Origin of the sequence: Hymenobacter fodinae, assembly GCF_004745825.1 — a bacterium.
Taxonomy (GTDB): Bacteria; Bacteroidota; Bacteroidia; order Cytophagales; family Hymenobacteraceae; genus Hymenobacter; species Hymenobacter fodinae.
In genome coordinates this window covers 681415-701231 of the sequence record NZ_SRLA01000001.1, presented here as the reverse complement: position 1 = coordinate 701231, position 19817 = coordinate 681415, and the positions used below count along the sequence as shown (strand labels likewise).

Genomic DNA, 19817 nt, shown 5'->3' with positions numbered 1-19817 from the left:
AAAAGAGCCGGCTTATTTACGGTCTTGTACCTGTAGGCTGGTCTCGGATACCACGGGCTGACCGCCTAATGAGACACCTTCCACAGCCGCCCGGAACGTGCCGCCCTGATCTGAAGCATAGAACGTAACCTGGGCACTGCCAGAAGCCGGCACCCGCAACCGGGGCAGCCAGTAGAGTGTGGTAGTACGCGGGTCAGGCTTGGGGCTAGTGGTGGCGTACTGGGGCGCGTAGAACTGCCGGGCGCGGTAAAAACCCGGGAGCGTCCGCACTACAACACCGGCTGCCGGCCCGCGGACATCATCCGAGCCGCCGCGCTTCGTGAATACGGCAATAGCTCCATTGCTGCCCCGCGAGCCATAAATAGCTGCATCGGCTCCCTTCAGCACCTCAATGCGCTCAACGTCGTTGGGCGGAATGGTGAGCAAACCATCCGCGTCGTTCAGGGGCATTCCATCTAGCAGGAACAACGGGGTGGTAGAGCCCATAATGCTGGATATACCCCGAATGAGAACACTATATGAGAACCCAGTGCGCGTAACTGTCACGCCGGGTATCCGCCCCTGAATTAGATCGAAGATATTAGCGTAGGAGTTGGCATTCGGGATTTTGCTTAGGTCTAGCGTATTGGTAGCCTGGCTGTGCAGGGAGCGAGGGTCGCGGGGTGGGGCTTGGCGCTGCCCCCGAATGGTGACGTTACGCAGCACAATGCCACTGGTGGTATCGGGCCGAAACTGGCGCTCCAGCACCTGTTGTCGGCGGCTGCGCTGCCCGTAGGCCAGTACCTCGGCCTGCGGGTTGGTGGCCGCTGGTAGCAGAGGCACCGGTAGCAGCTTGGTAGGCGTAGGCCACAGCTCGTTCAGCTTAATCAGGACGTTGCTTTTGCCCTTCTCCGTGCGGGCCTGCAGCAGCACGCGGGTAGTATCTTGCCCCGGGAAGCCCAGAAACAGGAAGTACCCCTCAGGATTGGCGTTGCTGACGATTATATTTTTGGCATCCTTCTGCAGCAGCGTCAGGGAGCCATTGGGCACGGGCTTCTGGTTTGGGCGAATTAGCTGACCACCCAGGCTGAGCGCCTGCTCTGCCGGAAACACGTACTCGGCCGTGGTAGGCTTATCGGTCAGCAGCTCCTTCCACACAAACCGGCTCCACCCCTGGGTTAGCAGCAGGTCGTTGAGGGCCCGGCGGGTGGCGGCCGTCTGATTGCGGAAGTAATAGCCCGGGTTTTCCACGTAGCCGCGCAGCTCCGACGACAGCAGCAGGTGCGACGTCATGGTGGCATCGGTGGTACCAACAGCGGGCAGACCAGCCGTATTGGCCACTGCTAATGATAGTTCCGCTGGGGCTGGCTCGCCGGTGGGCGTGCGCACATCCACCTGCATGGTCACGGCCTCCCGCGGCTGGTAGGTGGGCTTGTTGGGCGTGAGCGTCACACGAAGGCCTTGCTCTTCGGGCACAAATACCAGGCGCTCGGCGCGGGCCACCTGCTGCCCATCAAACACGGTTAGGTGCAGCAGCCCCGCCGGCAGCTTGGCCTTCGGGATGGAGGCTTGGTACGTTTCCGAACCCGAAATTTTGCCCTCCCCCACAAATACGGGCAGCCCCCTCACGTGCGCTACCAACCGGAGCGTTTCTGGGGCCGGAGCGGCTCCGGCGGCGCCTTGGTGCCGGATGTATACTTGGTAGTCATTACCTAATTCGCGCACGTTTAATAGCCAGCCGGCCGCTTGCACTACCGGCAGCGGATAGTCGGTGGTGGTGCCATCGGGCAGGGCCACGCGGGCGTGGTAGCGGTGCCCTGCGGTGGGAGTAAACCCAAACGAGCTCATGCCCAGAGCGGGAGTAGTGAAGGACGTCACCTCCTGGTTTTGCTCATCCAGAATCCGACCACTCACAGCTAGGCCCTGGCCGGTAGCATCGGTTGCCTTCACGCCCACTACCGTCTGTAAGTCAGCTACGTATTCGCCTCCTTCGGGAAAGAATTGCACATCGGCCTTGTGGTTAGCTTCGAGCTGGCGGGCGTATTTACGGGCGTTGCCCGCCACCACCGCTGCCCGGGCGTTTACGGAGCCTATCTCGCTAGCCTCAGCCGATGCCTGCCACACCGGCACCCGGCGTGTAAAAAATAGCTCCTCGCCTTGGTTACGCATCCAGCTGGTGTAGGCGCGCAGGGTGTACACGCCTTGGGCCAAGGTATCGGGCAGCACAATGTCGCCCTCGGCTAGCCCACCCCGCAGGGAGAGGGTGCGCCGAAAAACCACTTGCCGGCCGGGTGTCACCATGTCCACGTACAACACTTTGCTCAGGGAGTCGAGCTGGTGCGACTGGCTATTCAGCACGTAGGCCTTGAACCAGAGCGTTTCGCCGGCGGCGTAGGCCACCTGGTTGAGGTGCACATAGCTAATTTCGGGCTGGGCTTCTGCGTAAAATGCTTGTAGGCGCGCCAGCAGTTGGGTGGCCGGAGCGGTGTCGGCCACTTGAAAGGCAAGGCTGCCAACTCCTAACAATACCAGAGATGCCACGGCTTTCCGAGTCCGTTGCGCACGGGATATGCTCATATAGTTTGAAGTAGTATAAAGGAATAGTGCCTAAAGTTGATAATTAATGCGGTACTACCGCGAGTTTCTGACGCGTAGTGTGGTACTTGCATCTAATGCATGCAACCATCTGCTGCTTTAGATGCTCTCTTGCGTACTCCCCTGGCTTAGGCCAGGTCTTACTGCCTTCCCACCGTTCTTTCTTCCGCGCTATGTTTCGTTCAGTACTCTCAGGTCTAGTACTCTCTCTGTCGCTGGTATTTAGCAGCTGCAGCAAGGATGATGAGCCGGTTCCCGCCCCCGTTTACCTGCTTGATCAGCGCTGGATCTTAACCGAAGTGAATGGCCAGGCGACGCCCAAAAACGCTTCCGCCGACCTGATAATGCTGGCAGCCGGCAACACGTATAATGCCCACTCCTACTGCAACCAACTGATGGGCACGTATGAGTTGGCGGCCGGCACTCCTACCCTCCGCTTTCCCACGGGCGGCTCCACTTTCGCGCTTTGCAATGAAATTGAGACGGAACAGGCCTACAATGCCGCCTTGCACAAAACGGTCCGCTACTCCATTAGCAACCGCACCCTACGTCTCTACGGAGCCGAATCAGAGCAACCCATCCTTGTTTTCCGGGCCGAAGATTAATCCTCCTTTTCCCGGATACACAAAGGCCGCCCTCTGGAGAGAAGGGCGGCCTTTTGTATTCATGAAGGGCATAAAACTGCCTTAGAACCCTACGTTCAACACTAGCCCCTGCAGTTCCCAGGCGCGGGTTTGGGAGTTATAGAAGGTGCGTACTCCGGCCTCAAGGGGGGTGCGCAGGCGCAAAGGGTTAAATACAAAGGATAGGTCGAAACCAGTGGAGTAATAGGTGCGGCGCAGCAACGCGGCTTCCCCGGTGGAGAGAGTTACGCGGCTGCTGCCGGCGGCGCGGTCATAAAACGCTACCCCTTTCAGGCGCTGAATGTACAGCCAACGGCCCAGCTCCCAGTGCACATCGGCCAGCGGCAGGCGGTATTCGGCGCTGAGCACGTGTAGGCGGTCGAGACTCACGTAGCGCAGCCCGCGCGGATAGAACACCGTGGCCCCAAACCGGTACTGGTTCTGCTGCTGCCACTGGTAGCCGCCCCGCAGCCGGATGCTGTGGTGCCGCCCCACGCCCGGCAGATACACCCCGGCCTGCGCGCTGCGCTGCTCGGCGTCTAGGCCAGTGCCGAAGGGTGTGCCGCGCCAAGCCACGCTGGCCGTCTGGCCCCAGCGTGGCCCCACGTCGCGCTTGCTTTGTCGCAGAGTGCGGGCATAGGCCACGCTGCCCGTAAGCACGTGCAGACTGCGCCCGAAGCTCAACTCAGAAATAGGTACCGGCAAGTCGTAGCCCCGCACACGCTCCATTTGATAATAACTCGCCACTGTCAGCGACTGCTGCATGCGCGAATGAGTCAGGACGAGGGGAAGCCGTGCCCCTGTTAGGAAGCTAGTGTATTGCCACTGGTCTTCCAGAAGGTCGCCATTACTGGTGAGTACCGCAGTGCGACGCTGCCCAGCCGTCAGGCCCAGGTCTAGCACGGGCCACAACCCTTGATAGCTGACATCTACGGTGGCGCTACCCGTACGCTCTACTCCATCGAAGCTCACGCCCGCCACGGCTTGAGTGGTACTCAGCACATCTTGGGAGCGCACGCCCAGCACCAAATCACTGCCCGAAGCGCTTTGCACCAGCCCCCAACTGTAGGCATTCAAGGCGTGAGGCAGGCGGCGGTAGCGCGAAACGGGCAGGGCCGCAAACGCCGAATCGGGGCCGGGCAGAATGGAGCCAACCTGTGCCTTGCCGGGCTCTTGGCGCGCTAGCTCAGCGGCGTAGCGGTCGGGAGTACCGGCCACGGCCGGCACGGGCCGCCACTGGGCTGGGTTCAGGGGCATTTCTACCACCCGGCTGCCCTGGGCCCGAAACTCATGGAACGCCAGCCGCTGCCCATCCGGCGACACGGCCGCGTGGTATGCTCCAACTGGCCTAGACGTCACCTGGCGCACCTCGCCGGTGCTCGTTTGCACGGCGTACACATTGTCAACGCCCGAGCGGGGGGAGTTGAACAGCACGTAGTTGCCCCAGGGCTGGGGGTGCGAGAGGTTGTCGTTGGCAGCGGGCAGAACGGTACGGGCTAGGCCAGTCTGAGCATCTAGTAGCACCAAGGCTTTTCCGGCGGGCTCGAGACGTACGGCCGCAATGGTACGGCCATCAGCCGACCAACGGGGCTGCAGGTAGTGGTAGTTCTCGGGGTTGGGAAACGTGCGGACAACGGCGCCAGTCTGGGCATCGACTACGTGCACGCGCTGTTGGTAGGCCGAGTCGGTGCTGACGGTAAGCAGTTGCTGCCCATTGGGCGAAAGCACGGCGGCGGCGTAGCGGGTGCGGCGGCCGGGGCGCGTGAGGGTGCCAGTGGCGAGGTCCAGTATGCGCAGCTCTGAGTACACCCGCTGTTGCCAGCGCGGGTCGTACCGAAACTCCACCCAGGCCACTTTCCCACCTCCGGCCGACAGCATCTCGGGGTTGTTCCAGAGGCCTAGTTGGCGCACTCGCTGTTCAGGCCCGCGCCGGCTCAGGCGCACCAACTGCGGGATGTGGCCTAGGCCACTCTTCACGGCCAGCACGCTGCTATCGGAGAGGTACTGAGGGTACTGATACTCAGTGAATACCCGCTGAGAAGCCTGCTGCCGAAAATCGGTGGCGGGGGTAAGTTCCAGCTGAGCCTGCTCCTGCCGCCAGGTACTGTCCAACTCCTGCATGGTGCGGCGGTAGAGGTCGTCTACCCGTAGGCCAGTCTGGCGGCGCGTCTTATCGGAAAAGGAAAACGGGTAGACCGGAAACCGGTAATAGCGGTTGAGCACGTCGCTCCACACGGTGGGGCCGGCGGTGCGCTTCAGGCGCGTCGTCAGAAAATAGCCCAGCACGTAGTGGTCGGGTACGTTGTCGCGGAAGGAGCCGGCCACAGCCTTGCTGTACGAGAACTTACGGCCAGCCAGCAGGTTGGCGCGCAGCCCCATATCAAAGGAAGGAATACGCCCCCGGCCACTCCGGGTGAGGGCAGTTTCGGTACCTACGGCGTCGCCCTCAAAAAACCAGTCGGGCACGCCCAGCGTCAACAGGCCTACTCCCCCGTAGCCCCCCACCGCGTAGGCCAGTCGGCCCAGGTTTTCGCGGGCTTTTTCGTACTGCACCACGTGGCGGTATTCGTGCACGCTCAGCTCATCCAGCCAGTCGAGGGTGCCGGTCAGGAAGGGGTCTTGGGGGAAGCTGCCGTAAAACTCGGAGTGGCGGGGCAACAGGGTCACGAAGCCATTGCCAATGGTATTCTGGCTCTGCAAGACCACCGAGATGGGGCGGGGCGGGCGCTGCAAAGAGGCACTTACGGGCTGGTATACCTGCTCTAGCCGCCGGGCGGTGCGCTGGGCCGTAGCCCCAAACCCCTCGGGGTACAGTACCCGGAAGTGGGGCGTGCGCACCTCATACCACGGCAAGGAAGCGGGTGTTTGCTGTTCAACGGGCAGCAGAGTTTGGGCCAGAACCGGCCAGAAAGGCGCTAGGCCTAGCGCGGCAGTCCAGACGCCACGACGCAGAAGTTGGGACACGTAATGCTAGTTATACCAGTGGATTGGTAAATATAGCGTTCAGCAAGCTGCAGGAGCACAAGCAGCCGCTAGGCCACTGTGCCGGACCGTATTACACCTGTTTCAGCCACGACGTCGCCGTGTCGATGCTGTCGAAGGTCAGGATAACGGGGCGGGTGGTGTGCTGCAAGGTGAGGTCGGTGGAGAGGCGGCTGTACACGTTGGGCGAGTACACCCAGGCAAAGTACTCCAGGCCCCCATCGGCCATAGCCGGAAACCACTCGTAGCCGCCCCACTCGGCGGCATCGGCCCACATGCTGGTTACGCGGCGGTTGTCATTAAGCACTTTGTGGCAGCGCTCTGCTTTCAGAAACTGCAGCATCATGAGGCAACCCGTCTGCACGGAAGTCAGGTCTTGGTCTCCAATCCAGTCTACGTACAGCCATTCATGAACGTAATCGTAGGCAATAGTGATGTAGGACTCTTCGTGCAGAATGCGGTATGACATAAACCAGATGACGGACACACTGCCGCCAAGCCCCCTTACGGACGGGCTTGCCATAAGGTTGTGCTTTGCGTGTCGGAATTATTTTTAGCTGGGCATCATTACAGTCACAACCCGCCGGGCCCACGTCCGATATGGCTCAGCTACCCGTATATGGGCCACACGTCATTCTACGTTATCATGCCACATTTGAAAACCTATTTGCTAGGCCTGCTGCTTACCCTAGTGGCCTGCACCCAAGACCGTCCCGCCGATGCTCAGTCGCTCAGCCGCTCCACGGCGGGCAAGGCTCCTACCAATATGCAGGGTCTGGCAGAGGCCACCTTTGCGGGCGGCTGCTTCTGGTGCACCGAAGAAATTTTTGAGGAGCTGAAGGGAGTGAAAGAAGTTGTATCGGGCTACAGCGGCGGTAAAGAGGCCAACCCCACCTACGAGCAGGTGGGCAGCGGCCGGACCAGCCACGCCGAGTCAATCCAGATTTACTACGACCCCAAGCAGATCAGCTTTGCCACCCTGGTGGATGTGTTTCTGCGCGCCGGCCACGACCCCACAACCCTGAACCGCCAGGGCCCCGACGCCGGCACCCAATACCGCTCCATTGCTTTCTACCGCACGCCCCAGGAAAAGCAAATTATTGACGCCGCCATCAAGCGCGTTAATGCCTCACACCAGTACTCCGACCCTATCGTAACGCAGGTAGTGGCCTACACTAAGTTCTGGCCCGCCGAGGGCTACCACCAGGGCTACTTGCGCCTGCACCCCAATGAGCCCTACGTGCGCAGCGTGTCAACGCCAAAAGTGGAGAAGTTCCGGCACAAGTTTCCGGAGCTGCTCAAGAATCCGCTCTAGGCCACTCACCCCCTGTGTTTACAGCCCCGCTTCCGCCAGAAGCGGGGCTTTCTTCTGTAGGGCACGCCGGCGACTTCCTTAGCGTGGTGGCAGCCCTGGCCTACAGTTGAGCTTCGAAAGAATACCCCTGCGCAACCGGCCGGAAACTCTGCGGGCTGCGTATCTTTGACGATGGCCATTGATGCCACGCGGCCGAAAGTAGGCCGCGCCCTCCCAATTCCCTGTTCTTATGGTTGCCGACCTGGTTGACTTCGAACTACTGTTCGACGTTCTGCCCTCCCCCCACTTGGTATTGCAGCCCGATCTTACTTTGCTGGCGTTGAATGACGCCATGTGCCGCTTGCTAGGCTGCGAGCGGCAAGCAGTAGCTGGTCATCCTATTCACGAGGTCTTTGCCAAAGGGCCCGTGGTGGGCCCCACCGAAAGCCAACCCTGGCAAGAGGCCCTGGACAAGGCCGTGCACCAGAAAATCTCGCAAACGCTAGAGGCACAGCAGTTCATCCACACCGCTCCCAATGGCAAGGCGTTTCCGCGCTACTGGCAGATGACGCTGCAGCCCGTGTTTACTGCTGCCGGTGACTTACGCTACCTGCTTTGCCGCTGCCTCGATGTGACTGACCAAGTACGCCTGCAGCAGCAGGGCAAATTCAACTACGAGAGCTTCACGCTGCTGGCCCGCGCCACCCACGACATAATCTGGGACCATGACCTGCGCACCGGCCACTTGTGGCGGAACGAGCTGTTTAGCACGCAGTTTGGCTACCCCGTAAACTCCGAAACCAACAACTACGCTTTCTGGCAGGCCTGCGTACACCCCGACGACTGGCCTAGCCTGGAGCAATACACAAGCGGGCTGATGGCCGAATCGGCCACATCCGGCAACGCCGAGTATCGCCTGCGCCGCGCCGACGGCTCGTGGGCTGAGGTGGTAGACCGCTTTTACATTGTGCGCGACGACAAAGGCCAGCCCGTGCGCATGCTGGGGGCCATGCAGGACGTCACGCAGGCTCGCAACACGGAGCGGGCCCTGCACCAAAGCCTAGAGCAGTTTCAGCTATTAGCCGATTTCGTTCCGCAACTGGTCTGGACCACCGATGCGCAGGGGCACATCCTATACTCCAACCAACGCTGGCAAGAGTATATGGATGCTGCGGCCACGGAGATGTCAGGCGATGACCTGTGGCACTACCTGCTGCACCCCGATGACCGCGCCCGCACCCTGGCCCGGTGGCAGCAGGCGCTGCAGTCGGGCCACCTCTACGAGTGTGAGTACCGCTTACGGAGCCGCAGTGGGCAGTACAGGTGGTTTTTAGCTCAGGCTCTGCCCGTGCGCAACGCCGCCGGAGCAATTGAGCAGTGGTTTGGCACCTGCACCAACATCGACGAGCAGAAGCGCACCCAATTAGTGCTGGCTGAGAAAGACCAGCAGCTGCAGTACATTGTGGGAGAAGTGCCGGCCTTGCTAGCTACGTTGCTGGGCCCCCACCACGTGGTAGGCTTTATCAACGGTAACTTCAACCGGTTTCTGGGGGGGCATGTGCAACTCGGGCAAACGGCCCACTCGGCAGCTCCATGGCTGCAGGAACAGGGCTTGTTGGCTATTCTGGATGAAGTATACGCCTCCGGGGAGCCAGCCAGCGGCCACGAGCAACTAGTGTTACAGCCCGCTACGCCCGACGCTCCCGCTCAGGAAGTGTACTTCGATTTTGTGTGCCGCCCCCTGCGCAATGAGCACCACACCATGCAGGGCATTCTGGTATTTGCCGTCGACGTAACGGACCGGGTACGGGCGCGCCGCCGTATGGAAGTCCTCGACGCCGAGCTGCACCGCCAAGATGAGTTGCTGCGCCAGATGCTGGAGTCGTTGCCCCAGATGACGAGCATCATCGGGCCCGATGGACACGTGGAGTACGCCAGCCCGCAGTGGTTCGCCTACACTGGCCAGACCATAGATGACCTGCCCCAGGCTTGGCAACGTGCACTGCACCCCACCGACGTGGCTTCCGACGCGGCTCGGTTTGCCCAGGCCCAGCTTACCCGCCAGGGTTATTCTCAGGAAATCAGGTTGCGCAATGAGCAGGGGCAGTACCGGTGGCACCTCAACCGGCTGGTGCCCGCCCTCAACAACGATGGGGAGCCGTACCGGTGGTACAGCTCCAGCACCGACATTCACGAACAGCGCTTGCTGGCAGAAGAGCTCCGGCGCAGCGAAGAGCAGTTCCGGTTCCTGGCCGAAGCCATTCCGGCCATCGTCTGGACGGCTCGCCCCGATGGCAACATCGATTACATCAACTCCCGCTGGCCCGACTGCACTGGCGTGCCCGTAGAGCAAACGCTGCAGGAGGGGTGGGCTACACTCATTCATCAGGATGAGGTTGCTGATTCGTTGGCGCAGTACAAGCACAGCATCCAAACCGGCGAAAACCTGAATATGGAAAGCCGCTTGCTGGATGTGCGCACTGGGCGCTACCGCTGGTACCTGCATCGGGCCTACGCGCTACGCAACGCCGATAACACCATTGTGCGCTGGTTTGGCACCACCACCGATATCGACGACTACAAACGGGTGCAGGAGCGCCTGGAGGAGCGCAATGCTGAGCTCACGCGTACCAACCAAGACTTGGACTACTTCGTGTACACGGCCTCCCACGACCTGAAGCAGCCCATCAACAACATGGCCGGCATCTTTCAGGAGCTGGTCCGGACGGCAACCTTCCACGACCCCGACGCCGCCCAGCTGGTGTCGATGTTCGAGAAAGCCTTACACCAAATTTACGGCACCATCCACGACCTCTCGGAGCTAGTGCAGGTGCAAAAGCTGCGCCACGAGGTAGCGCTGGAACTGGTTGAGCTAGCGCCCCTGGTTCAGGAGGTGCTGCTTAGCATTGCCGAACCCCTGGAGCTAGCTACGGCCCAGGTTACGATGGACTTCTCGGCGGTGCCCGCTCTGCCGTTCGTGCGCCCAAACCTGCAGAGTGTGCTGTACAACCTGCTCAGCAACGCTCTGAAGTACGCTGACCCTGACCGTTCTCCGCGAGTGCACATCAGTACTCTGCTAGACCACGGCCACCCCGTGCTACTGGTGCAAGACAATGGCATGGGCATTGATCTGGCCCGGTATGGCAGCGAAATGTTCCAGATGTTTCGACGCTTTCACGACCACGTGCCGGGCTCGGGCATGGGGCTGTACCTCGTCAACCGCATTGTGCAAAGCCACGGAGGACACATTTCCGTGGAGAGCCGAGTGGGGGAAGGCACCACGTTTCGGTTGTACTTGCCACCTCTGGAAGCAGCCACTCCTGGCACCGCTGTTTCTTAAGTTTTAGCTCGTATCTTCCTGAGCCCTATTGCCCGTACTCCGCTCTCTGCCCTTCATGCTCTGGTCTGATACCATTGAAACCGACGCGGCCCGACTTCTGATGCGGGAGTTGCGCCCCGTGCCCATGCTGGACGCGCTGCCCCATCTGGCTTGGTTATCCACCCCCGATGGCACCGTGATTCACTGCAATGCCCGCTGGTTCAGCTACACGGGCGCCCCGCGGGACGTATTAGCCGATGGCGGTTTTATTGAGTACCTGCACCCTGATGACCGGGCCGACGCCGCCGACGCCCAGCTCCGCCACCTGCCCAATGGCCAGTCGCTGGAGCTGCACCTGCGCTGGCTAGGCCAGGATGGGCGTTACCGCTGGTACCTCGACCGGGTGGTGCCGCTGTATGCCGCCACCGGCGAGCTGCTGGGATGGTTGGGCACCTCCACCGATATTGATGAGCAGAAGCGCACCGAACTGCAGGAGCGCCGCGGCCGGGAGCTTTTCGAGCTCATGGCTCGAGCCACCAACGACCTGATTTGGGACTGGGATATCAACTCGGGCCGTATGTGGTACAGCGAGGAGTTCTGGCAGTTGGTAGGCCACCCACCCCGCCCCAACACCGAAACGGTTTCCTTTTGGCTCAGCCTCATTCACCCCGATGACCTAGACCGCGTGACCAGCGGCGTGCAGGCCGACCTTACCACTACCGCCAAGCTGCTAGAATCAACCTACCGCCTGCGCCGCGCCGATGGCCGGTACCTCACCATGCACGACCGCGCCTGCGTAATTCATGACGCCACTGGCCTACCCGTGCGTATGGTGGGCGCCATGCGCGACATCAGCCACGAGATATAGGCCTAGCTGGCACATTGCTTCCTTAGTTTATTCGGCCCCGAGCCAGCGGCAGTGGCAACCGGCCACTTGCTGGTTGCTTTCCCTGAGATGCGGCTAGGCCACGTGGCGCGGCGTGCGTACTTTGGCGGGTATCTTCTCCTGCTAGTTATATCGCATGGCTTCGCCTTTGCTTCGCTCCAAGCTGCCCGATGTAGGCACCAGTATTTTTTCGGTGATGACCCAGCTGGCCCAGGAACACGGGGCCATTAACCTGGCGCAAGGCTTCCCCGATTACGACCCACCGCAGGTGCTGCTGGCGGCCCTGGCCCACCACGTGGGTACGCCCGGCCATCAGCAGTATGCTCCCATGCCCGGCCTGCCGCGACTGCGCGAAGCCATCAGCCAGAAAACCGCCCACGTGTACGGCGTTCCCGCTCCCGACCCTGCCACGGAAATTACAGTAACCAGTGGGGCCACGGAGGCGCTGTATGCGGTGTTGGCGGCCGTAGTGCACCCCGGCGACGAGGTACTGGTACTAGAACCGGCCTACGACCTCTACGGGCCGGCCATTCGGCTGCAGGGCGGGGTGCCGGTGTACGTACCCCTCACCCTCCCCCACTTTCGGCCCGACTGGGACCGGGTGCGGGAAGCCCTCTCGCCCCGCACGCGCCTGGTTATGCTTAACACACCCAACAACCCCACCGGCGCCACACTAACTCCCTCCGACCTGGCTACGCTGGCCGAGCTACTGCGCGATACCAACACCCTCGTGCTCAGCGACGAGGTGTATGAGCATATGGTGTTTGACGGGCAGCCCCACCACAGTGTATTGCAACATGCAGAGCTGCGCGAACGAGCCTTCGTGCTGTCTTCTTTTGGTAAAACCTACCATGCTACGGGCTGGAAGGTGGGCTACTGCGTGGCCCCGCCCGCTCTTACCACCGAGCTGCGGCGCGTACACCAGTTTGTGACCTTCAGCGTGAGCACGCCCACCCAGCACGCCCTGGCCGACGTGCTACCCGATACGGCACTGTATGAAACGCTACCGGCCTTTTATCAGCAGAAGCGTGACCTGTTCCGGGAATTGCTGGCCCCCACAGGCCTGCAGTTACTACCCGTAGAAGGCGCGTATTTTCAGGTGGCTGACTTCCGGGCGCTGGTCCCAGACACCAACGACGTGACGTTTGCCCGGCGCCTAACCCAGGAGACGGGGGTAGCAGTAGTGCCCATTTCCGCCTTCTACCACAATGGGCAGGACCACGGTTTGGTGCGCTTTTGCTTTGCCAAGCAAGACAGCACCCTGCGGGCGGCCGCCCAGCGGCTCCAACAACACTACCCCGGAAACTAGGGGACACCTAGGCCACCCCTGGTGCTTGAGATGCAGCTGAAACGGCCGTGCTGCTTGGCTTTGGAAGCAAAATTGCTTGAGCCAGGCAGGAAGTAGCCTACGCGGGCGTGGGGTTTGTCGTCTCACGCCCGGTGTTATTTCCCTCATCGGCAAATCGTGCTTTTTTGGCGGTTCTGCTGTACCTTTTGCTTGGCGTTTCGCTAGGCCTCCCTGTTACCTGCAATATTCCCTGCTGTGTCTGACCTTACCGTATCCTTCGTGCAGGCGTCCTTGCAATGGCACGACCCGCACACCAACCGCCAGGACCTGGGGCGGCACATCGATAAAATTTCTATCAGCACCGATCTGATTGTGCTGCCGGAAATGTTCACGACGGGTTTTAGCATGAGTGCTGAAACCCTGGCCGAACCCATGCAGGGCCCCACGCTGCAGTGGATGCAGGAGGTAGCCGCGCAGCGCAATGCCGTACTTACGGGCAGCCTCATTATTTCGGAGGATGGCCGCTACTATAACCGAATGCTGTGGGTACGGCCCGATGGCACGTTCAGCTACTACAACAAGCGCCATCTGTTTACCATGGCCAAGGAGCACGAGGTATTCACGGCCGGTACCGAGCGCCTGATGGAGGAGTGGCGCGGCTGGCGCATCTGCCCGCTAGTGTGCTACGATCTGCGCTTCCCGGTATGGAGCCGCAACCATCCCGAGAACCCCTACGACCTGCTCCTGTACGTAGCCAACTGGCCCGCCACCCGCCGCACTGCCTGGATAACGCTGCTGCGGGCGCGCGCCATCGAGAACCTGGCTTACACCATGGGCGTCAACTGTGTTGGTATTGATGGCAATAGCCTCTCCTACGCCGGCGACTCGGCCCTGCTGGACATGCGCGGCGAATACCTGGTGGAAGTAGGCAATCAGGAAACCAGCATCACCCGCACCCTGCGCCGCGCCGACCTCGAGGATTTCCGGAAACGGTTCCCCGCCCTGGCCGATGGCGACTCTTTTGAATTGCGTGAAGCCTTGGTACGGTAAGCTGCCGTTTGCCTGCTGCATGGCCTTCAATTAGACTAAAGCCCCTGTCGCTCGTGTTGGCGGCAGGGGCTTTGCTTGTTTTACTTGGTCGAGCTTCTGGCTTATTGTACCACGAGCCGCTTGGTTGCCTGGGCACCGTCTGCTGTTTCGCAACGAATAAGATACACGCCGGGCGCTAGGCCAGTGAGGGAGAGCGTGTGGGTACGCAGCACCTGCGTCTGTCGGCGGAGCACGCGGCCAGTTATGTCCAGCAGAGTATACCGCACTGGGCGGGCGGCCTCCATGGTAACCGTGGTGGTGGCCGGGTTAGGATAGAGCTGCAACGGTAGCGCAGCCGCGGCGGCCGGGCTGGTAGCCAACACCCGGCTCCGGACTCCATAGGAGAGAATACCACCAGCTTCCGTGCCTATGTACAGCTCCGGGCGGCCATCCTGATTGGCATCGGCCACGGCGGGTGCATATCGGGCCCGCGACACAGTGCCCAATCGGGAAGCCTGGAACTGGCCTAGCAGCGGGTTGAAGAACAAATCGGTCTGGGGCAGGAAGGCGCCCGTTTGCGCCCGGAAATTGGAGTATAGTCGAACTTCGCCGGAGCCATCCGTCGTGAGCAAATCCGGAAATGTGTCCCCGTCCAGGTCGGCTACTACTGCGTGCAAATTGGCGGGCCGGCTGCCGTTGCTGCTTCTAATTTTCCCGTAGTCGCTGTCGACCAGCGTGAATGCCTGGCCTAGGCTACCCGTGCCGGAGTTGCGGTAGTAGCGCAGGGAAAAGCCCGGAATGTCAGAAGAGTTAAGGTTAGTACCCAGCAGCAAGTCTACATTTCCGTCGCCATCCACATCCGTGAAGCAAGGCGCATCATTTATCACGGAAGACACAGTGCTCAGCAGGGTTGGGGCAGCAAACGTGGCGGCCTGGCCGGCACTGGCCGTGTTGAGCATAACGGCCAGAGGCGCTACGGCATCAGTAATGGTACCCGTGCTGCTGACCGTACGTTCCGTACTGGTGTAGGCCAGGTCCAGCCGCCCATCCCTGTTTAGATCAACCAGCGCGGGCTTGATGGCTACCAGGTGGCGGCTCGAAAGACCTAGGTAGTCGCTAGTGACCAGCTGAAACACGGGTTTGGCCGCCGTGCCCACGTTGCGATAGAAGCTCAGAGTGGCCCGGTAGAACTGCTTGGGCGTGTTGCGGCTAGTGCCCCCAATGAGCATATCCACGAGGCCGTCGCCGGTCAGGTCGCCGAAGGTGGGAGCCGCCGCCTCGCTTACGTCCAGCATGCCTTCCTGCAGGAAATTGTTCTGCTGAAAGGCGTAAACCGGCGCCCCCGCCGCGCTGGTGTTGCGGTACAAGTGCACCGAGGCGCGGGTGTCAACGGTATCAACGTTGTCGTAGAGGTTGGGCGCCACTACTAGGTCAGGGCGGCCATCAAAAGTTACGTCTACCGGGTAGGCCGACGGGAAGTTGGGCACCCGCACCGGCGCCGTGCCCGTCGGGAAGTTGAGGTTAATACCGGCGGCAGTCATGCGGGCCAGCTGCGAGGTACCATCGTTGCGCAGGCTGATAAGCTCGGCACAGTTGTCGCGCGCGGTCAGCACGTCCAGGTCGCCGTCGCCGTCTAGGTCCACCACTTCCAGGTTGTAGCCCCCAGTATGGTTGGGCCGGGCCGCGGCGCGGCATTGGTCGGGCTCGAAAGCAAAGCCCGTGCAGCCCGACAGGCACGCCGTAATGCCACCCCAATAGTTGGTGGCTTCCACCATGGCCAGCCCGCCGCAACCCGTGGTGGTAGCGTTGCGGTAGTAGTTGATGCTGGGCGCCGTAGAGGCGAAGTCGTAAGTCAGAATATCGAGCCGACCGTCGCCGTTCACATCCTGGATGGCGGGCAGGTTGTAGCCGCCGGTAGTAATGTTCACGTTGCCCCCCGTGGGAGACGGATCGAAGTATGTGAGCTGGTTGGTAATCAGCTGAAAATCGGGGCGGCCGTTGGGGCCCGCCATGTTGCGGTACACCCGAATGTCGCCCCCGTTGCCGTAGGTAAACAAGTCGGGCCGACCGTCGCAGTCGTAGTCGCGCAGCAGCACCCAGCCTTGTAGGCCACTCGGGAACAGTGCCTCATACTCCGGGGCGTATTGCCAGGCCCGGCCCGTGCCATCGGCCACGTTCAGGAACGTCAGAGAGCGAGTCGTAGCCCGATCAAACAGGTATAGGTCGGGCTGCTGGTCGCCGTTGAGGTCGATATTGGAGAACTGGGGCGAGTTTAGGCCGCCGGCCCAGGCATTGCGCAGCGTATCGGTGCCGTGCAGTACTTTTGCCACCGCCTTCACCTCAAACCCGAACGGCTGAGTAGTTTGCGCCGCCACCGGGCGGATACTTCCGGCCAGCAGCGCGCCAGTCAGCAGGATAAATATAGGTAGACGCATCGAGTACGAGTATTTTCGGCTCCTTCTTAACTAAGCTCCAAGTTACGTATAAACAGCATGGCAGATCTCGCGGCGCTCTACACCCGGTTTACGGCCTCCACGGGCGTCAGCACCGACTCGCGGCAGCCCCAAAACGGCACCTTGTTCTTCGCCCTGAACGGCCCCAGCTTCCGCGGCCGCGACTTCGCACCGCAGGCCTTAGCCAGCGGAGCCCGCTTTGCGGTAGTAGATGATGAGGCCCTGGTAGCCCAAGACCACGACCGCTACACCTTCGCGCCCGACCCGTTGGCGCTGCTGCAGGAGCTGGCCCGCTACCATCGGCGCCAGCTCGGCATTCCGGTGCTGGCTATCACGGGCTCTAATGGCAAAACCACCACCAAGGAGCTGGTGCACGCCGTACTGAGCCAGCGCTACCGGGTGCAGTACACCAAAGGCAACCTCAACAATCACATTGGGGTTCCGCTGACGCTGCTGACTATTCGGCCCGGCGAGCACGAGTTGGCTATTGTGGAAATGGGTGCCAACCACCAGGGCGAGATTGAGCTGCTATGCACGCTGGCCGAGCCCACTCACGGCCTCATCACCAATATCGGCAAGGCCCACCTCGAAGGCTTTGGGGGCGAAGAAGGCATTGCCAAGGGCAAGAGCGAGCTGTTCCGTTATCTGGCTAGCACCGGCGGTACAGCTTTCGTGAATACCCTCGATGCCCGCCTGCCTGGCCTAGCTGCCGTGGTAGAGAAGCGCATCACTTACCCTGGCCCCACCGATACCTACCCCGCCAAGCTGCTGGGCGCTACGCCCCACGTGGTACTGCGCCTGTTTAACGGGGAGCAAATAGAAGCCCATATTACCGGCGACTACAACTTCCCCAACCTGGCCGCCGCCGCCGCCGTGGGTGCGTACTTTGAAGTGCCAGCCGCCGCCATTGCCACTGGCCTAGCCAATTACGCTCCCACCAATAACCGCTCCCAGCTGGTGCGCACCGCCCACAACGACGTGGTGCTCGACGCCTACAACGCCAACCCCAGCAGCATGAGCGCCGCCCTGCGCAGCTTCGCGGCCCGGGCCGGCAACCCCGCCGACAAGGTGGTAATCCTGGGCGACATGTTCGAGCTGGGCGCCGAGAGTGAGGCTGAACACCGGGCGCTAGGCCACTTGCTGCAGGAGCTACCCATTGAAACAGTGCTGCTGGTGGGTGCGCACATGCAGCATGCTCAGCACGGCCGTTTTCTGCACTTCGCTACAAAACCTGAAGCCGCCGAGTGGCTCCGCGCCAACCCGTTGCGTAATCGTCAACTGCTCATCAAAGGCTCCCGCGGCATGGGTCTTGAGACCCTGCTAGAGCTAGTGTAGCGGTGAAATAGTGATGGAGTGAATGAGTGAAGTGGCCTAGCGGCACCAGTAGTGTAAGCCGTGTAAAGCTCCTGCTGAACAGCATAATCACTCCTGCTTCGATTATTACCCCAAGCAGTGTAAAACAAAGAAGCCCTTACCACTTCAGAGGTAAGGGCTTCTTTATTTAGCAGCGGCATTGTTGACCGCGCAGAATGATTACTTGGTCCTGAGTTCTTAACATGAACCGCTAGGCCACTTTACTCCATCACTCATTCACCGCTAGAAGGGGCTTTGCAGGTCTTTTAGCAGTGGCTGAATTTGATCTTTGGGGGAAATAACGGGGTCCGTGAGTTGCCAACGAATATTCAACTCGGGGTCACTCCACAAGACGCCCCCTTCGGCGCTGGGCTGGTAGTAATTGCTGCATTTGTAGAGGAAAAGCGTGTCATCCTCAAGTGCGGCAAAGCCGTGCGCGAAGCCCACGGGCACATACAGCATGTTGTAGCGGGTGGCATCTAGCTCCACGGCCACGTGCTGGCCGTACGTTGGCGATTCGCGGCGGATATCTACTACCACGTCGAGGGCGCGGCCCTGGGCCACGCGCACCAGTTTGGCCTGGGCGTAAGGCGGATGCTGAAAGTGCAGCCCCCGTAACACCCCGCGCATAGAGCGCGACTGATTATCCTGTACCCAATCTACATCAACGCCGGCATCCCGCATTACTCGCTCACTGAACGACTCAAAGAAGGCACCGCGGGCATCGCCAAATACGCGGGGCGTGAACTCAACTACCCCAGCCAGGGCATGATGCTTAATCTCCATACAGGTGTAAGTTTTTAGCTACTACGAGGCAAGTTAGGCAGATTTTGACACGGCGGCACGAGTAGGCTGCACGTCTTCTATCACGCGTAGATACTTATTGAGCACAATTTGCTCATCGAATTTCTGCTCGGCCAGTTCCCGACCTGCGCGGCCCATCTGCCGCAGGGCGGTATCGGACAGGCGCAAGATCTGCAGCATTTTGTCGGCCAAATCCTGGGCATTGCGCACTTCGCAGAGCAGTCCGTTCTGGCCATCAATCACGGTTTCGCGGCAGCCGGGTACGTCGGTAGTCACAATAGGCTTGCCCATGGCGGCGGCTTCCAGCAGGGTTTTGGGCGTGCCTTCCCGGTATGAGGGCAGTACTACACAATCGGCCTGAGCAATGTGCTCCGCCACGTTATCGGAAGTGCCTAGGTACTCTACGTGGCCGGCCCGCAGCCACTCTTCCACTACCACGCGCTTCACGCCCACTCCCCCCGACTCATCGATGCCGCCCAGCAGTTGCACGCGGGTGCCGGGCACGGCTTCGCGCACCAAGCGGGCCGCCTCAAAATACTCTTCTATGCCCTTCTCATACAGCACGCGCGCAATCATGAGAAAAGTGAAGGGCGAGTGGCGCGTAAACTCGGCGGCCGGCCGAAACCTGTCGGTATCAATACCGGAGCCGGGCAGCAGGTCGGTAATGGCCGGGTTTACCAGCTTGTTCTCCACGAAGAGCTGCTGGTCGTCGGCATTCTGGAAGAAGATGCGTTTGGGGAAGCGGAAGGCAAAGCGGTAGAGGCCTAGCGCCACCTTGCTCACCAGGTTTTTCACAATAAATACCGTGCCCAGGCCCGATACGTTATTTACGCTGGGAATACCCGCCAAACGGGCCGCAATGGCTCCATAAATGTTGGGTTTGATGGTATAGTGGAGCACCACATCGGGCCGCTCGCGCTGGTAAATCTTGTAGAAGCGAGCCGTCAACTGAGCGTCTTTTACCGGGTTGGTACCCTTATTTTCCATCAGGATGGGCACGTACTGGCAGCCTAGCTCCGTCTCTAGTCGGGCCGAGTACGCATCAGGCGGCGCAATGGCCAGCACCTCGTGGCCTGCAGCCTGCAACGCCTTCACTAGGCTGCGACGAAAATTCCAGATATTCCAACTTGTATTGATGACAATGGCAACGCGCATTCTGAGCGGTATGTAGTAACGGGCGCTGCCAGCGGGCAGCGTGGGCACAAAGGTAGC

13 protein-coding genes are annotated in these 19817 nt (G+C 60.8%); 7 read left to right on the top strand and 6 right to left on the bottom strand.

The features are described from left to right. Positions 1-12 precede the first annotated feature (12 nt). The gene (locus EU556_RS02950; RefSeq protein WP_135430872.1) at positions 13-2556 is read right to left on the bottom strand and encodes a TonB-dependent receptor plug domain-containing protein; all 2544 of its coding nucleotides are present in this window, start codon (positions 2554-2556) and stop codon (positions 13-15) included. A gap of 191 nt (positions 2557-2747) precedes the next feature. On the opposite strand from EU556_RS02950, the gene EU556_RS02945 reads away from it, so the two are divergent. Then, positions 2748-3179, top strand: coding sequence for an META domain-containing protein (locus EU556_RS02945; protein WP_167855424.1), 432 nt, complete (start codon positions 2748-2750; stop codon positions 3177-3179). Positions 3180-3260: 81 nt separating this feature from the next. Here the strand turns inward: EU556_RS02945 and EU556_RS02940 are convergent, their stop codons facing one another. Together EU556_RS02940 and EU556_RS02935 are read right to left on the bottom strand one after the other, a co-directional pair. Next, complete coding sequence (locus EU556_RS02940) at positions 3261-6161, bottom strand: TolB family protein (protein ID WP_245327380.1); 2901 nt, start codon at positions 6159-6161, stop codon at positions 3261-3263. 91 nt (positions 6162-6252) lie between these two features. After that, positions 6253-6648, bottom strand: a complete 396-nt coding sequence (locus tag EU556_RS02935; RefSeq protein WP_135430868.1) for a hypothetical protein — start codon at positions 6646-6648, stop codon at positions 6253-6255. A 177-nt stretch (positions 6649-6825) separates the two neighbouring features. Here EU556_RS02935 and msrA point away from each other — a divergent pair, with 177 nt between their 5' ends. The 5 genes from msrA (at position 6826) to EU556_RS02910 (ending at position 14016) form a co-directional block, all read left to right on the top strand. Then, positions 6826-7494, top strand: a complete 669-nt coding sequence (msrA, locus tag EU556_RS02930) for a peptide-methionine (S)-S-oxide reductase MsrA (protein ID WP_135430866.1) — start codon at positions 6826-6828, stop codon at positions 7492-7494. A 229-nt stretch (positions 7495-7723) separates the two neighbouring features. After that, positions 7724-10813, top strand: coding sequence for a PAS domain-containing protein (locus EU556_RS02925; protein WP_135430864.1), 3090 nt, complete (start codon positions 7724-7726; stop codon positions 10811-10813). Positions 10814-10868: 55 nt separating this feature from the next. Then, the gene (locus tag EU556_RS02920; protein ID WP_167855423.1) at positions 10869-11660 is read left to right on the top strand and encodes a PAS domain-containing protein; all 792 of its coding nucleotides are present in this window, start codon (positions 10869-10871) and stop codon (positions 11658-11660) included. Positions 11661-11814: 154 nt separating this feature from the next. Next, positions 11815-12987, top strand: coding sequence for a methionine aminotransferase (locus EU556_RS02915; RefSeq protein WP_135430860.1), 1173 nt, complete (start codon positions 11815-11817; stop codon positions 12985-12987). Between the two features lie 234 nt (positions 12988-13221). Then, the gene (locus EU556_RS02910) at positions 13222-14016 is read left to right on the top strand and encodes an amidohydrolase (RefSeq protein WP_135430858.1); all 795 of its coding nucleotides are present in this window, start codon (positions 13222-13224) and stop codon (positions 14014-14016) included. Between the two features lie 101 nt (positions 14017-14117). Here the strand turns inward: EU556_RS02910 and EU556_RS02905 are convergent, their stop codons facing one another. Continuing rightward, positions 14118-16430 (bottom strand): FG-GAP-like repeat-containing protein, encoded by a 2313-nt coding sequence (locus EU556_RS02905; protein ID WP_135430856.1) that lies wholly within the window; start codon positions 16428-16430, stop codon positions 14118-14120. Positions 16431-16487: 57 nt separating this feature from the next. Here EU556_RS02905 and EU556_RS02900 point away from each other — a divergent pair, with 57 nt between their 5' ends. Continuing rightward, positions 16488-17783: a UDP-N-acetylmuramoyl-tripeptide--D-alanyl-D-alanine ligase gene (locus EU556_RS02900; RefSeq protein WP_135430854.1), complete on the top strand. Its 1296-nt coding sequence runs from the start codon at positions 16488-16490 to the stop codon at positions 17781-17783. 261 nt (positions 17784-18044) lie between these two features. Here EU556_RS02900 and rfbC read toward each other — a convergent pair whose 3' ends face one another. Both rfbC and EU556_RS02890 read right to left on the bottom strand, forming a co-directional pair. Beyond that, positions 18045-18587, bottom strand: a complete 543-nt coding sequence (gene rfbC / locus EU556_RS02895) for a dTDP-4-dehydrorhamnose 3,5-epimerase (RefSeq protein ID WP_135430852.1) — start codon at positions 18585-18587, stop codon at positions 18045-18047. Positions 18588-18620: 33 nt separating this feature from the next. After that, positions 18621-19760: a glycosyltransferase family 4 protein gene (locus EU556_RS02890; protein WP_135430850.1), complete on the bottom strand. Its 1140-nt coding sequence runs from the start codon at positions 19758-19760 to the stop codon at positions 18621-18623. Positions 19761-19817 lie beyond the last annotated feature (57 nt).

Bases quoted from the DNA above. Each gene is read 5' to 3' on its own strand.
- EU556_RS02920 (WP_167855423.1), top strand. From the start codon at position 10,869: ATGCTCTGGTCTGATACCATTGAAACCGACGCGGCCCGACTTCTGATG.
- EU556_RS02925 (WP_135430864.1), top strand. From the start codon at position 7,724: ATGGTTGCCGACCTGGTTGACTTCGAACTACTGTTCGACGTTCTGCCC.
- msrA (WP_135430866.1), top strand. From the start codon at position 6,826: ATGCCACATTTGAAAACCTATTTGCTAGGCCTGCTGCTTACCCTAGTG.
- EU556_RS02935 (WP_135430868.1), bottom strand. From the start codon at position 6,648: ATGTCATACCGCATTCTGCACGAAGAGTCCTACATCACTATTGCCTAC.
- EU556_RS02890 (WP_135430850.1), bottom strand. From the start codon at position 19,760: ATGCGCGTTGCCATTGTCATCAATACAAGTTGGAATATCTGGAATTTT.
- EU556_RS02915 (WP_135430860.1), top strand. From the start codon at position 11,815: ATGGCTTCGCCTTTGCTTCGCTCCAAGCTGCCCGATGTAGGCACCAGT.
- EU556_RS02945 (WP_167855424.1), top strand. From the start codon at position 2,748: ATGTTTCGTTCAGTACTCTCAGGTCTAGTACTCTCTCTGTCGCTGGTA.
- EU556_RS02900 (WP_135430854.1), top strand. From the start codon at position 16,488: ATGGCAGATCTCGCGGCGCTCTACACCCGGTTTACGGCCTCCACGGGC.
- rfbC (WP_135430852.1), bottom strand. From the start codon at position 18,587: ATGGAGATTAAGCATCATGCCCTGGCTGGGGTAGTTGAGTTCACGCCC.
- EU556_RS02905 (WP_135430856.1), bottom strand. From the start codon at position 16,430: ATGCGTCTACCTATATTTATCCTGCTGACTGGCGCGCTGCTGGCCGGA.
- EU556_RS02950 (WP_135430872.1), bottom strand. From the start codon at position 2,556: ATGAGCATATCCCGTGCGCAACGGACTCGGAAAGCCGTGGCATCTCTG.